General features: G+C 60.1%; 18 protein-coding genes. 8 read left to right on the forward strand and 10 right to left on the reverse strand.

Features of this window, described 5'->3' with window-relative positions; translation table 11 throughout:
- The first annotated feature begins 78 nt into the window (after positions 1–78).
- Positions 79–222, forward strand: coding sequence for a hypothetical protein (locus J7399_RS01785; protein ID WP_209060938.1), 144 nt, complete (start codon positions 79–81; stop codon positions 220–222).
- Between the two features lie 83 nt (positions 223–305).
- Here the strand turns inward: J7399_RS01785 and J7399_RS01790 are convergent, their stop codons facing one another.
- Entirely contained in the window at positions 306–1,118 is an 813-nt protein-coding gene (locus tag J7399_RS01790) for an ABC transporter permease (RefSeq protein WP_247742695.1), read from the reverse strand.
- A 169-nt stretch (positions 1,119–1,287) separates the two neighbouring features.
- On the opposite strand from J7399_RS01790, the gene J7399_RS01795 reads away from it, so the two are divergent.
- Positions 1,288–1,884 carry a GcrA family cell cycle regulator gene (locus tag J7399_RS01795; protein ID WP_209083794.1) on the forward strand — a complete coding sequence of 199 codons (597 nt, stop codon included), beginning with the start codon at positions 1,288–1,290 and terminating at the stop codon, positions 1,882–1,884.
- A 191-nt stretch (positions 1,885–2,075) separates the two neighbouring features.
- Here J7399_RS01795 and J7399_RS01800 read toward each other — a convergent pair whose 3' ends face one another.
- The 3 genes from J7399_RS01800 to J7399_RS01810 all read right to left on the reverse strand — a co-directional run bounded on the left by J7399_RS01800 (position 2,076) and on the right by J7399_RS01810 (position 6,249).
- Positions 2,076–2,897: a prephenate dehydrogenase/arogenate dehydrogenase family protein gene (locus tag J7399_RS01800; RefSeq protein ID WP_209083796.1), complete on the reverse strand. Its 822-nt coding sequence runs from the start codon at positions 2,895–2,897 to the stop codon at positions 2,076–2,078.
- Between the two features lie 194 nt (positions 2,898–3,091).
- Positions 3,092–4,309 (reverse strand): multidrug effflux MFS transporter, encoded by a 1,218-nt coding sequence (locus J7399_RS01805; RefSeq protein ID WP_348539418.1) that lies wholly within the window; start codon positions 4,307–4,309, stop codon positions 3,092–3,094.
- Positions 4,310–4,314: 5 nt separating this feature from the next.
- Positions 4,315–6,249 (reverse strand): AsmA family protein, encoded by a 1,935-nt coding sequence (locus J7399_RS01810; protein ID WP_209083797.1) that lies wholly within the window; start codon positions 6,247–6,249, stop codon positions 4,315–4,317.
- Between the two features lie 238 nt (positions 6,250–6,487).
- Between J7399_RS01810 and rimO the strand changes: the two genes are divergently transcribed.
- Both rimO and J7399_RS01820 read left to right on the forward strand, forming a co-directional pair.
- Positions 6,488–7,876, forward strand: coding sequence for a 30S ribosomal protein S12 methylthiotransferase RimO (rimO, locus tag J7399_RS01815; RefSeq protein WP_209060948.1), 1,389 nt, complete (start codon positions 6,488–6,490; stop codon positions 7,874–7,876).
- A gap of 44 nt (positions 7,877–7,920) precedes the next feature.
- The gene (locus J7399_RS01820; RefSeq protein ID WP_209083798.1) at positions 7,921–8,289 is read left to right on the forward strand and encodes a DUF393 domain-containing protein; all 369 of its coding nucleotides are present in this window, start codon (positions 7,921–7,923) and stop codon (positions 8,287–8,289) included.
- Here J7399_RS01820 and J7399_RS01825 read toward each other — a convergent pair.
- The 4 genes from J7399_RS01825 to J7399_RS01840 all read right to left on the reverse strand — a co-directional run bounded on the left by J7399_RS01825 (position 8,286) and on the right by J7399_RS01840 (position 9,982).
- The gene (locus tag J7399_RS01825; protein WP_209060953.1) at positions 8,286–8,549 is read right to left on the reverse strand and encodes a DUF6455 family protein; all 264 of its coding nucleotides are present in this window, start codon (positions 8,547–8,549) and stop codon (positions 8,286–8,288) included. The two genes, J7399_RS01820 and J7399_RS01825, sit on opposite strands and share 4 nt — an antisense overlap.
- Positions 8,549–8,809 (reverse strand): DUF6455 family protein, encoded by a 261-nt coding sequence (locus J7399_RS01830; protein WP_209083799.1) that lies wholly within the window; start codon positions 8,807–8,809, stop codon positions 8,549–8,551. The genes J7399_RS01825 and J7399_RS01830 overlap by 1 nt, the downstream gene beginning before the upstream one ends.
- Positions 8,810–8,881: 72 nt before the next feature.
- Positions 8,882–9,238: a YigZ family protein gene (locus tag J7399_RS01835; RefSeq protein ID WP_209083800.1), complete on the reverse strand. Its 357-nt coding sequence runs from the start codon at positions 9,236–9,238 to the stop codon at positions 8,882–8,884.
- A gap of 3 nt (positions 9,239–9,241) precedes the next feature.
- Positions 9,242–9,982, reverse strand: coding sequence for a M48 family metallopeptidase (locus J7399_RS01840; RefSeq protein ID WP_247742696.1), 741 nt, complete (start codon positions 9,980–9,982; stop codon positions 9,242–9,244).
- A gap of 133 nt (positions 9,983–10,115) precedes the next feature.
- Here J7399_RS01840 and J7399_RS01845 point away from each other — a divergent pair, with 133 nt between their 5' ends.
- On the forward strand, positions 10,116–10,361 hold the full coding sequence (locus tag J7399_RS01845; protein ID WP_209060962.1) for a hypothetical protein: 246 nt from the start codon (positions 10,116–10,118) through the stop codon (positions 10,359–10,361).
- A gap of 1 nt (position 10,362) precedes the next feature.
- On the opposite strand, the gene J7399_RS01850 is transcribed toward J7399_RS01845, so the two are convergent.
- Positions 10,363–10,614, reverse strand: a complete 252-nt coding sequence (locus tag J7399_RS01850; RefSeq protein WP_209083801.1) for a DUF167 domain-containing protein — start codon at positions 10,612–10,614, stop codon at positions 10,363–10,365.
- Between the two features lie 99 nt (positions 10,615–10,713).
- On the opposite strand from J7399_RS01850, the gene J7399_RS01855 reads away from it, so the two are divergent.
- Genes J7399_RS01855 through J7399_RS01865 form a run of 3 tightly spaced genes read left to right on the forward strand, consistent with a single transcriptional unit; the run spans position 10,714 to position 13,178 of the window.
- Positions 10,714–11,841, forward strand: a complete 1,128-nt coding sequence (locus tag J7399_RS01855) for a class II histone deacetylase (protein WP_209083802.1) — start codon at positions 10,714–10,716, stop codon at positions 11,839–11,841.
- Between the two features lie 51 nt (positions 11,842–11,892).
- The gene (locus J7399_RS01860) at positions 11,893–12,471 is read left to right on the forward strand and encodes a nitroreductase (RefSeq protein ID WP_209083804.1); all 579 of its coding nucleotides are present in this window, start codon (positions 11,893–11,895) and stop codon (positions 12,469–12,471) included.
- Positions 12,468–13,178: an EI24 domain-containing protein gene (locus tag J7399_RS01865; protein WP_209084753.1), complete on the forward strand. Its 711-nt coding sequence runs from the start codon at positions 12,468–12,470 to the stop codon at positions 13,176–13,178. The genes J7399_RS01860 and J7399_RS01865 overlap by 4 nt, the downstream gene beginning before the upstream one ends.
- On the opposite strand, the gene J7399_RS01870 is transcribed toward J7399_RS01865, so the two are convergent.
- Positions 13,123–13,428 (reverse strand): DUF1467 family protein, encoded by a 306-nt coding sequence (locus J7399_RS01870; protein WP_209060969.1) that lies wholly within the window; start codon positions 13,426–13,428, stop codon positions 13,123–13,125. The two genes, J7399_RS01865 and J7399_RS01870, sit on opposite strands and share 56 nt — an antisense overlap.
- Positions 13,429–13,483 lie beyond the last annotated feature (55 nt).

Consider the following 13,483-nt stretch of genomic DNA (forward strand, 5'->3'; position numbering starts at 1 on the left):
CCCATACTAAATCTTGCGCCCTCGGATGGGGTCAGGCATATCTGCTCTGACCAAAATCATCCGGGGGCGCAGTGCTTCATGACCAATCCCATCGCTGTTTTTCTCGTCTTACTCTTTCTGACGGGTTTGGGTTTGGACATGCTGTTTAACGACAGCGCCGCTTCACTGCTTTTGGCCAAGAAGTTCTTTGAACTGATCGAATGGGTCGCCTTCTGGCGCTAGTCGGAACCGCTTAGCGCAAAGAGAGAGGGCCGCTCTCGTTTGCGAAAACAGCCCCCCAAGCAATTTCAATTATTTGACGCCGGTCAGCTCTTGAGCCGATAGCCGGTTTTGAGCATCCACCACGCAATGGTGCAGAGCGCCGTGGTGACCGTTGCCACAACCACCAGCCCCAGCACCGGCGCGCCATCAGAGACCCCGATCACGCCATAACGAGTGCCATCAATCAGATAGAAGATCGGGTTCACGCGGGTGAAGCTCTGCAGCACGGGCGGCAAGGCCTCAACGGAATAGAATGTGCCGGAAAGAAAGGCCAAGGGGGTCACAATGAAGTTTGTGATCGCCGCCATCTGATCGAACTTCTGCGCAAAAATGCCAGCCACGATGCCAACGGCGCCCATCATCGCGCCGCCAAGCGCAACAAACAGCAACGCCCAAAGCGGGTGTGCAACCCCCTGCCCCAGAACCAGCCCCACAACGACGCTCATGGCTACCGCCACAAACAGACCGCGTGCCACCGCGCCAGCCAGATAGCCAAGCACCATTTCCAGCGGAGCCAGCGGCGGCATCAGCGTGTCAACAATATTGCCCTGCACCTTGGAGATCACGATTGAGGAGGAGGTATTGGCAAACGCATTCTGGATCACCGTCATCATCATGATACCGGGGATCAGAAAGGTCAGAAACGGCACGCCCATCACATCGCTGCGGCTGGGTCCGATCGCGATGGAGAAAATCAGCAGGAACAAACCCGCGGTCACCAGAGGCGCCAGAAGGGTCTGCGTCCAGACGGACATAAACCGCAGAATCTCCCGCTGCGCGAGGGTCTGCAGCCCCAGCCAATTTACGCGCCCAAAGCGGCGCACACCCATTTGCAACGGTTGATCGCTCTTTGCCATGTCTCTCTGCCCTCACTGAGTTGTGCCTGCTGCGCCATTGTCCGCGATTGTCCGGGCGCGAAGTGATTCTTCGCCTTGTAACTCGGGCTGGGGTGGCTAGAATAGGCCCCTGACCAAGAAATGCAGAGGCGGCCTTAGGCGGGCCGCTTTTTAGCTGAGGAAGTGACGAATGTCCTGGACCGACGAGCGCGTAGAGCTGTTGAAAAAAATGTGGGGCGAAGGCCAATCGGCCAGCCAGATTGCCAAGGAGCTCGGCGGCGTGACCCGCAATGCCGTGATTGGCAAAGTCCATCGTCTGGGGCTGTCCAACCGCACCACCAGCAGCACCGCGAAAGCCGAGAGCAAACCGAAGGCGGAGGCCAAGCCAAAGGCAGCGCCCAAACCCAAGGCCGCGCCAAAGCCAAAGGCAGAGCCCAAGGCCGAAGAGGCAAAGCCGGAACCCAAGACCGAGCCTGCGGTTGCCGCGCGTCCGCCACAGCCGCTGCGCAAGGCCATCATCCCCGCAGGTCAGCCGCTGCCGCCGCAGCCGTCCGCCAATGAAATCAGCCCGGAGGCGCTGGCCAAGGTCAATGAGGTGGAGAAAACCGCCAAGAAGCTCTCTCTGATGGAGCTGACCGAGCGCACCTGCAAATGGCCTGTCGGCGATCCGGCGACGGAGGATTTCTGGTTCTGCGGCCTGCCTGTGCAAGCCGGTAAACCTTACTGTGAGGCCCATGTTGGCGTCGCCTTCCAGCCGATGAGCTCGCGCCGCGACCGCAAACGCTAAAGCGCCTCACAATCAAACAAGTAACAGCCCCGTCGATCCCTATCGCCGGGGCTTTTCTTTTTGAGCGCTCCCTAGCGTTAAAGCCGCCCGGCCTCCGGAACCATGCATCAAAACGCATCCAAAGAACTTAAATCTCTGGATGCGCGGACCTTTCGCATCGGGGTTTGCGCCATGGTCGCTGTTGTTGCGGTTTACGCCGCAGGTGACACGCTCTGTCCCTGAACAAGAAGGGTCGCCTGTTCAAATTGATCGCGCAGAACTTCGGCCTTTTGGAAGAACGCCGCGCGCACCTCCTTGGCATAGGGATTGGCAACCTCAATCGCGTGCAGAACCGTAGGCGGATCATCCTGCACCATGCCCACAGCTTCCCGCAGCAGATCAAAGCTCGCCGTGGTCAGGCGCTCTGGCAGCGGCCCGAGATCCGTCATCACCTTGCCGATCAGGTGCGTCAGCCCCTGCACCATCGCCAGCTCGCGGTCATGATCCTCTGCTGTGGTCACGATCACATTCAAACCCCGTTGGCGCAGAAAAGCGGCTATCCGACGCCAGCGGGTGCCACGCACCGGACACAGCGCGATCTTCCGCCCTTTCACGCTCTCCTTCGCACTTTGCGGTCCAAACAGCGGATGGGTTCCTAAAATCTCCACATGCGGCGGCAGATGCGCCTGCATATCCGCCATGGGAGCCACTTTGACGGAGCCCACATCCATCACCACCGTGCCCGGTTTCAGATGCGGGGCCAGCGCCCGGCACACATGCGCCATACGCGCCACCGGCACCGCCAGGATCACCACATCACACTGGGCCACCTCCGCCAGCCCCTGCAGCGCCAGCCGCCGCCCATCCGGCAGCGCGGCGCGGCTGTACGCCGGATCACAGATCGTCAGCGCACATTGCCCAGCCAGCTCACGCGCCACCAACCGGCCAAAACCGCCAAAGCCCACCAGCCCCACACGGAGCTGCGCCTTTGCGCCCAGTTTGGCGCCATCTAAAAGTTTGAGTTCATGTCCCATGACCGGACCCCTTGTCTATCGGGCCACGCCTGTCCGGGGTCTCATGTGTTGGAAGGTTTTTTGGCTTCATCCCCGGCAAACGCGGCGGATGAAAATGCTAAAGACCCCGCCACTATGTGGTCAGGGGATAATAGATGCCAAAAAAGATGCCTTCAGTGTTCATGTCTGCTTCGTGCCACAGGGAAATTGCCCGGTCAAGCCGCTTCTGAGGTCTCCTCAAGCGGCTCTTTGATATCAAGCCAACGCACGTAAATCGCGCATAGCAGCGAAATCGCCACACAGCCGATCATCAGCCCATAGAGCAACAAAACGCCATTCTGCGGGGTCAGCACAGCGCCTGTCACGCTGGTCATCACCGCACCGATTGCCACGCTCATGGCGCCAGACAGCCCAGAAGCGCTGCCCGCCAGTTTCGGGCGCACCGACATCGCACCGCTGTTGGTCGATGGCAGGGTTAAGCCATTGCCTATGCCCACAAATATCACCGCGCTGGTGAAGGTTACCGGATGCACAAATCCGGCCAGAACAATCGCTAGCCCCAGCAGCAGACCAAACAGACCAACCACCCGACCGGAGAGAATGAGGATCCACAATGGCAAACGCTGCGCCAGTTTTCCTGACAGGTATGAGCCAAAGGAAAACCCGATCGCAATCGCGCCAACCGACATTCCAACAGAAGAAGGACTAAGACCAAACACCTCGGCCCCGACCAAAACGGAGCCGGTGATATGCACGTAAAACGCTCCCACAGAAAAGCCGCTGCAGAGGGCATAGCCCCAGAAGCGCCGGGATTTCAGCAGCGCGGGATAGGTGGCAAACTGCTCGCCCATGGTGGCAGCGCGGTCGGTGTTGGTCTCGCCCAGATCACGCCAGCACAACGCGAGCAATCCAAATCCCATGACCAGATAGACCACGAAGCTCGCGCGCCAACCAAAACTCTCATGCAGCAGTCCGCCGACCGTTGGCCCCAACATCGGCGCAATGGCCATGGCCATAGAGATATAGCCCAACTTGCTGGCGGCCTCCTGCGGCCCGTGCATATCGCGCACCACCGCCCGGCTCAGCGCGATGCCGACCACCCCCGCGGTCTGCAACATCCGCCAGAAGAGAAACCCTTCGATGCTTGCCGCCCACAGGCACCCCGCCGACCCGAAGGTAAAGATCGCCAGCCCCCACAGCATCACCGGCCGGCGCCCGTAGCGATCTGACAGCGGCCCGATCACCACCTGCAGAATCACGGTGATGGCCAGGAATCCCCCGAGCGAGAGGTTGGCAACCGCGTAGTCCACGTCAAATTCCGCGGCGATGGCCGCCATGGAGGGCAGGAACATATTGAGCGACAGCACCGACATGGCGGTCAGCAGCACCAGTGTGTTCAGATGTGGCGGGCTCCGCCCCGGATCATCCGTCACCCGCGTCAGTTCCCACCCAGAAGGTTCAGCAGGCCTTTCTTGGCTTCATTCTCCAGCTTGTCCTTCAGCGCATCCTCGGTGGATTGTCCCTCTTCGGCCTGCAGCCCAAGCTCACCTTGCACAGCCTCTTTCACACTGTCCTCAATGGCATCCAAATCCGCTTGAAACCCGCTTTTGATGGCGGCTTCGAGATCCGGCACAATGCTTGGATTGTGCCAGCTGCCCCGGATTTTCACCGGCACCATCAACGCAGGCCCATCTTGGCCGCGCACCTGTGGGGTGAACAGATAATCAATCGTCTGCAGCCCAAGCCCAACCGTGCCTGCCCCTGTCGCCGCCAATCGCGGCAGCCCCATGACCAAGTCCTGATTGCTGAGCACGCCTTCTGCAATCGTCCAACTCGCCGCCATATTGTCAAACACCGTGGTGCCGCCGGTCACATCCCCGCGCAGCAGACGGTCCAGATCAATCCCGTCGATGGTGCCCCGCCCGACAGAGAGATTTCCCTCCCCGCTCATGGCATTCATCAGCGCGTCCAGAGTGTTGCCAGAGCTCAAAAACGTGCCCCGCGCATCCGCCGACCCGGTGAACCTGTCAATATCCGCAGTCGCAGACAAAAACGGTTTCAGCCCGATCTGGGCCGCCGTCAGATCACCGCGCACCGAAAGACCATTGCGGTTGTTGGCCACAAAGGTACCCTGCACCGTGCCACCAAATGCGGCCATTTCGTTGATCGTTGCCACCGCACGCGCGTTTTCGATCTCCACCGTCGCACGAGTTTTACCAAGCGCGATCCCGCCAAGGTCCATTTCTTCCGCCGCAAAGCTGATTGTGCCATCCACAAAGTTCAGCGCACTTGCATCAATCGGATCCTTCGACCACCCGCCGGTCTCTGCGCCCCCGCCAGCAGAGGTTGTCTCTGCCGGTTGCGCGCTGCTGGCCAGTTGCAGCCGCCTTGTGGCCACCTGCGCCGCCACTTTGGGGCGCACGCCGTTCAGGTCCGCATCCGCTTGCAGGGTCAGCGCATTGCCCAGCGCCTCAAGGCTCCCGCCGCGCAGCGAAAACAGCCGCTCTCGGGTCAGCGTCACATCACCTGAGGCCGCCAACGGCCCGTCAATGCCCCCCGCTCCCAGAGCCGCCAGAAAGGCAGCCCCGTCGCTTGCCTCAACCTCCAGCCGCCCGCTGGCTTCCGGTGCCAGACCAAACTGACCTTCAAAGCCCGCGCGCCCTCCAGCCGCGTCCAATGCGAGTGAAACACGGGTGTTACCCCCCTGCAAAAGCCGCAGCGGGTCGGTCACCGTCGCTTCAGCAGCAATCTCCTCTCCGAAAGGTGCCGCGCGCACAGAAAGCTGTGCAGGTTCAGTCACCTCAGGCCAACGCAGCTCAAGGGCCAGCCCGGCAATATCCTGAACCAACGCACCATTTTCCACATAGCGCACGCGCGCCTCACTCAGAACCAGACGCTCCAGCGTGATCCGGCTGAGCGCGCTTGAGGTCTCAGAAGACGGCGCTTGCGCTACTGGCTCCGTTGGCTCAGCGCTCGCAGCGCCCCTACCCGCGTCCAATTCCCAGTTCGCGCGCCCATCTTGCGCCACTTCCAAAATCACATCTGGAGCCACAAGCTCCACGGTCTTGATACGAATGTCCCCGCCAATTGCGGCCATCACATCCACGCCGATCACAGCGCTATCGGCTTGAAACATCGGCCCTTGCTCAGACCAATCGGCATTGGCAAATGTCACGGCCTCCGTGCGCACGCCAAGCACCGGAAACCAGCTGATGCCAACCTCGCCCTCAAACGCCAGCTCCCGTCCGGTCTGCGCTTTCACCTGATCTGCCGCCAATTTGGCGATTTTCTCGCCCGGCAACGCCACCACCAGCACCACCGCAGCAACCGCCAACAGAACCACCGCCGCCAAAATCCCTCGGATCACCTTCATCAGAAGACCTCTCCCTACTGCTCTGCAACCAGCCTAGAGCGCGAAAAACAGGCAAGCAACGGCCCTTCCTGCGCGACAGACCCAAATTTCTTCAAACCAGCGTGCGAAAAGCGCGACACAGATGTCAGGCGCGGACGCTTCCAAGTTCCCAATCCCCCAAGATCGCCTGAGCTTTCTGCCGCTGAGCTGCGCCCGATCTCCCTTTGCCAAACCCGCGGCGCTGCCCTATATGCACGCCATGTCCAGCAATCCGCCCGATCTCCGCCCCGACCTCGCCCGCGCAACCCTCACCGGGGACGCACGTCCCGGCCAGCCCACCATCGGGATGGTGTCGCTTGGCTGCCCCAAAGCGCTGGTCGACAGCGAGCGCATCCTGACGCGCCTGCGGGCCGAAGGGTACGGCATTTCGCCCGACTATTCCGGCGCTGACGCGGTGATCGTCAACACCTGCGGTTTTCTGGACAGCGCAAAGGCCGAGAGCCTTGAGGCGATTGGAGAGGCCATTCAGGAAAACGGCAAGGTCATCGTGACCGGCTGTCTTGGCGCTGAGCCGGAGTATATCACCGGCACGCACCCCAAAGTGCTCGCGGTGACCGGTCCCCACCAATATGAGCAGGTGCTTGATGCCGTGCATGGTGCCGTGCCACCCAGCCCCGATCCGTTCATCGACCTACTGCCTGCCAAGAACGTCTCCCTGACGCCGCGCCACTACAGTTACCTCAAGATTTCAGAGGGTTGTAACCACAAGTGCAAGTTCTGCATCATCCCGGACATGCGTGGAAAACTGGCCTCCCGTCCGGTGCACGCAGTGCTGCGCGAAGCGGAAAAACTGGTCGAAAATGGCGTGAACGAGCTGCTCGTGATTTCTCAGGACACCTCCGCCTACGGCCTTGATCGCAAGTATTCGACCCACCCGTGGAAAGACCGCGAGGTGCGCAGCCATATCACCGATCTGGCGCGCGAATTGGGCCAATTGGACGCTTGGGTGCGCCTGCACTACGTCTACCCCTACCCGCATGTGCGCGAGCTGATCCCGCTGATGGCGGACGGTCTGATCCTGCCCTATTTGGACATCCCGTTCCAACACAGCCACCCGGACACGCTCAAACGCATGGCGCGGCCCGCGCATACCTCCAAAACCCTGACTGAGATCGCCGCATGGCGTGACATCTGCCCGGACATCACCCTGCGCTCCACCTTTATTGTCGGCTACCCCGGCGAAACCGAAGAAGAGTTCCAGCATCTGCTGGACTGGATGGATGAGGCACAGCTCGATCGCGTCGGCTGCTTCCAATATGAAAATGTAGACGGCGCCCGCTCCAACGATCTGCCTGATCATGTCGCACCGGAGCTGAAGCAAGAACGCTGGGAACGCTTCATGGAGAAGGCCCAGGCGATTTCTGAGGCCAAACTCGCGGCAAAAGTGGGCCAGGTGATGGATGTGATCGTAGATGACATTGACGCAGATGGCATCGCCACCTGCCGCACCAAAGCCGACGCCCCGGAAATCGACGGCAACCTGTTCATTGACGAAGGCACCGAAGGTCTTTCTGTCGGGCAGATTGTCACGGTGGAGGTGGATGAAGCCGGGGAATACGACCTCTGGGGTTGCCTGAAGCAAAGCTGACCATCGTGCAGTCCTCTCAGGCGCTCCACAAAACCGGAGCGCCCATGAGCGACGAAACGCGGGTCCTTTTCAACGCGGACTGCCCGATCTGCAACGCTGAAATCTGCCACTACCGCGCCTACACAAAGGCGCGCGGCCTTAACGTGGCCTATGACGATCTGAACTCAGACGCGCTGTCAGATTGGAAGATCGACCCGGACACCGCCGCACGGCGTCTGCACGTTGTGAAAGCAGGCGAGCTATACGTCGGTGTCGCCGCCTTTGTCGCGCTCTGGTCAGAAATGCTGCGCTACCGTTGGATGGCCAAAATTGTGCGACTGCCGGGCATTTGGCAGATGTCTAACGGGATTTATGAACGTATCCTTGCGCCCTGGCTCTACCGCAAGCATCTCAGGCGCAGCCTGAAGGCTTAATGTGGTGCCAAACGCGCCATCAGCGCGGCGTGGCAGCAGAACTCTGGCGGTGTCTTATGCTGCCCTGCTTCCCCCAACCAGGATTGACACTCAGCCACATGCGCACAGGTTCGGCAGCGCGTGACCATCCCTGTGTACTCCTGCACACTCAAACGCCCCTCAGCCATCATTTCGCTGAGGGAGACACCCATCTTGCGGCCCATGCTCCGGGTCAGCCAGAAATGCGTCGCCGGATCGCCCAAAGGCACAACAACGCCCATCAGACCTGCGCCTCCAAGCGCTTTAGCAGCTCGGCATTGCGACAATAGATCGGCGCGCCATCATCCTGAGCCTCAGCCGATTTCATGCGCAGCGCACAGCGCGCGGGTTGCAAGCATCCCGAGCAACGGACCACCGCGTCTGAGATCTCATCAGGTCTCAACGTACCTTTGATCGCGGCCTCCTGCAAATCCACCCCAACGTGGGACGCCATATCGTCAAACAAAGCCGCGTGGCGTTTGATCTTTTCCAGCCGATCCATACGAAAAACTCCTGTTTCGCTTGCAAACAAGCTAACAGGCTTCGCCGTATGGTCCCTTGATGTGCATCAATCTCAGCTTTTTTGCGCATCCAGATAGGCGTTCACGCAATCCTGCACCCGACGAAAACGGTCTCCGCCCAGTTTCACACCGCCATACCAGCGCGTGACAACCACGATATGATCCGTGATCCCCTCGCGCTCCAGCATTCGCAAAATCACCAATCCCGCACCGCTTTCGCCGTCATCGCCTTTCAGTGGCGTGCCGTCACTCAACAGCGCCGCCCAGGTGTTGTGGGTGGCTTTGGCGAATTTCTTGTTTCGCTTCAGATCTTTGAGAAACCGATCCGCCGCCGCGCGATCCGTCACCGCGCCGCCGGACACCGCATATTTGCTGCCCCGGTCGGTGACCACATTGGTCAGTTGCAACATGGCTTACAGACCCGCCGCCGTGCGCTTCACAATCGCCACACGTGAGGCGTTGGGCGGGTGCGTGCCCAGAAACTGGTTGCCCGGATCCGGTGTGCGCTCAAAAAAGCCCACGCCGATCAGCGGATCATATCCCGCTTTCTTGGTCAAAACGGTTCCAAGGCTGTCCGCTTCCAGCTCATATTCTTTGGAGAACGACCGTGAGCCAACAGAGGCACCGAGGTTTGCCGCCGCGTCCACAGAGCTTGCGCTACCCCCAGCCAGACCCACCAGAATGGCGCCCAATGCGGCCCCCGTCAGCGCATCCGCCTGTGAGCGGGTCAAATGCCCCGCAATATGGTGTGCCGCCTCATGGCCCATCACAAAGGCGAGCTCATGCTGGTTGCGCGTCTCCGCGATCAACGGCGCGGTAAAAATGATCAGCGGGCGGCCGTTCTTATCAACGGTCTGAAAGGCATTGGCCGGAATATCGGTGCGCGGATCGACAGAGATTTTGTAGTCGCAATCGGTGCCGCGTGGCGCTCTTGCACGGCACTCCCGCTCAGCCACAGGTTCCATCTGCGCAATGATCGGCGCAAGCCGCGCCTCGGCCTGAGACACGCTGATTTTCGGGGCCTTGGGCTGCGGCGCGCTGCGCTGTTGCGGCGCTGTTGTGGTTGTGACCTCACAGGCCGTCAACGCCGCCCCTGCCGCAGTGGCCAACACCATCGCACGCCACGGTCTTTGTCCAGATTTCAGCCCCTGCATCCGTCGTCCTTCCCAGCGCCCCAATCGTCTAAGGCGCTCACAAATATGTCGTCTTCCCGAATTTACGCCTCCGCTGTGGCCGAGACCAGAGGGAAATGCTTGCACCCGGTCCCCGATGCGCTAGGCTCACAATATGTTCAGCATCGAGCACGAATTTGACTCCACCGTTGTCACGCTTGTCGATGAAGGCGCCGCCCCTCTGGGCGAAGATGTGGTGATCCACATGTTTGAAGAATGCGTCACCATCGAACAATATGATCCGCGCACCGACAGCATGCAGAAAATCACGCTTTCCACAGCACAGGTGCAGGATCTAACCGCCGCGCTGGACTTGCCTGAGGGTGTTTACATGCTCAAGCGAGACCCCGACAAAACATGACCTAGTCCAACCGGAAGACCTTTTCGCGTGAGGTCTGCCCGCGCACAAGGGTCAGCCGGGATTTGGCAACGCCCATGGTCTTTGCCAGCAATTTGGCAACGGCAGCGTTGGCTTTGCCACCCTCCGGCACAACCGTGACATAGACCCGCAACACATCGCCATCCTGCACCACCGCGTTGCGCGAAGCTTTTGGTGTGACGCGCACCGCGACTTCCGCACCCGGCGTGAGGGACATCTCAGGGGCCTTTGCCATTCTCTCGATCTCCGATGCAAAACCGTTGGGCGAACAATGATTTACATTCCATAAATGCCCCGCATAGGGTAGCCCTCGCAATGCAACGGGGGAAGCTTAATGGCCGCACGCAACAAAACCGGGTTCTTTTTTGATGAAAAGTGCTTCTGGCATGCAGGTGGCAACTACGCGCTGACCCTGCCCGTTGGCGATCTTGTGCAACCGCTTGCTGCAGGTGGGCTTCCTGAAAGCCCTGAGACCAAACGCCGCCTCAAAAACCTCATGGATGTCACAGGCTTAACCGCAGACCTTGAGGTGCGCAGCGCTCCCGCGGCTACCACAGAAATGCTGGCCCGCGTGCATCCCGGTGACTTCCTTGGCAAGTTCAAATCGGTCTCTGATGCAGGCGGTGGTGAAATTGGTTTGCGCACGCCTTTTGGCAAGGGCGGCTATGAGATCGCAGCGCTCTCCGCAGGGCTCGCCAGCGAAGCCGTCCGCGCCGTTGCCGCAGGCGAGCTGCAAAACGCCTACGCCCTGTCGCGCCCCCCCGGTCACCACTGTTTGCCGGACTGGCCCAATGGTTTCTGCCTGCTCGCAAATATCGCCGTCGCCATTGAAGCCGCACAGGCGCAGGGGCTTGCCCAGCGCGTCGCCGTGCTCGACTGGGATGTGCACCACGGCAATGGCACCGAGGCCATCTATTATGAGCGCAGCGATGTGCTCACCATCTCGCTGCATCAGGAAAAGAACTACCCGCTCGACACCGGCGACGTGGCAGATCGCGGCAAAGGTGCGGGCCTTGGCACCAACATCAACGTGCCCCTGCCGCCCGGCGCGGGCCACAACAGCTACCTTCATGCCATGCAGCAGATCGTTGTCCCTGCGCTGCACAGCTTTAATCCCGACATCATCATCGTGGCCTGCGGCTTTGACGCCGCCGCCTTTGATCCGCTCTCCCGCATGCTCGCCACCGCGGACACTTTCCGCCAGATGACGAAACAGGTCATGGCCGCCGGCGAAACGCTGTGTGAAGGCAAACTCGTGCTGGTACATGAGGGCGGCTATTCTGAGGCCTATGTGCCATTCTGCAGCCATGCGGTGATCGAAGAGCTTGCCGGCTCTGACATCCGCGCCGAAGACCCGATGGCGGCCTCACTTGAAATCCGCCAGCCCAACGCCCGGGTTGAGGCCTTCTTTGCCACGCTCATTGATGAGATGGCCGCCACATTCGCAAGCCCGCCCGGTTGAAAACAGACCGGACCACGCCAACATACCTACTCAACTCCCAAGGGAGAGGACATGCCACAACCAAACCAAGCCGCGCTGGATTTTCTGCTCAGCCGCCGCTCACGCCCCGCCAAAACGCTGGTCGGCCCTGCGCCATCACGCGCTGAACTGGAACCCTTGCTGGAGGCCGCTTTGCGCAGCCCGGATCACGGCAAACTGGAGCCTTGGCGTCTCATCGTTTTGGAACGCAAAGCCTTGCAAAAATTGGCGGATCTCATCCCCGAACGCGGCACTGCATTGGGCATCGAACCTGACAAGATCACCAAGGGTCAGGATCAATTCGCCAAGGCAGATCTCGCAGTCGCGGTGATTGAATCCCCCGTGCTGAGCGAGAAAGTCCCGGCGATTGAGCAGTCTTACTCCGCCGCCTGCGTGTGTCTGCAACTTCTGAATGCATCTCTGGCTGCCGGTTGGGGCGCCAACTGGCTTTCCGGCTGGGCCAGCCATGATCGTGATTTTGTGGAAAAAGGCCTTGGCCTCACGCCCCATGAAAAGGTCGCAGGCTTCATCCACATCGGCACCGAAAAAGTCGCGCCCCCAGAGCGCCCCCGCCCCAATATGGAGACAAAGGTCACATGGCTGTTGGATTGATCCTCTCATCCTTTGGCAAAACCCTCGGCCAATTGGGAGACCCGCGTTTTCGCCGGGTGCTCTTTAAAGGTATTGGCCTGACATTTGCCCTGCTCATCGCGGTTTACACGCTGTTCCTGATGTTTTTGAACTGGCTGGGCGCTGCCGCTTGGGTGCAGGAACTTCTGGGCAATATTTCCTGGGTCGGCGATCTTTTCACCGCCGCTTCCCTGTTCCTGATGATCTTTCTGTCGGTCTTTCTGATGGTGCCGGTCGCTTCGGCCATCACATCCCTGTTTCTGGATGAGGTGGCAGATGCGGTCGAAGATCGCCATTACCCCCACCTGCCTGATGTGCCTGCGGTGTCCTTTGGCGAAGGGCTGAAGGATTCGGTGAACTTTCTCGGCGTGCTGATCGCCGCGAACCTGCTGGCGCTGATCGTCTATGCGATCTTCACGCCGTTTGCCCTGTTTATCTTCTGGGCTTTGAACGGCTTCCTGCTGGGGCGTGAATATTTTCAGCTCACCGCCATGCGCCGCGTGGGCCGGGCGGAAGCGAAGAAACTGCGCCGCAAACATGGCGGCACAATCTGGCTTGCAGGGATCTTGATGGCGATGCCGCTCTCAATCCCGCTGGTGAACCTGCTGATCCCAATCCTGGGGGCTGCGACGTTTACCCATCTGTTCCATCAACTGGAGCCGAGACGGGCGCATCCCCCATCCGGTTGAACATATCGAGATCACGCACGGTGATCATACCGGATGTGATGATCCAGAACGCAATTGCCCAGATCACCGCCGACACAAGGGTGGTGATCTTAGCTTTGGCCTTCAGATAATGATGCTCCGGTGCTCCCGCGTGGGTGCCGGGCACCACATCGCCCAAATCCCCCTGAGTTTGCAGGCGAATCGGGATCACAATCAGAAAGGTCATAAACCAGATGACCGCGTATAAAACGATGGCTGAGGTGATCCCCATTGTGTGCTCCTCCAAAAAGTCAGCGGGCAAAACTGCCCGCTTTCCTACCCAAATA

Source organism: Shimia sp. R9_1 (assembly GCF_017743775.1).
Lineage (GTDB): Bacteria > Pseudomonadota > Alphaproteobacteria > Rhodobacterales > Rhodobacteraceae > Shimia.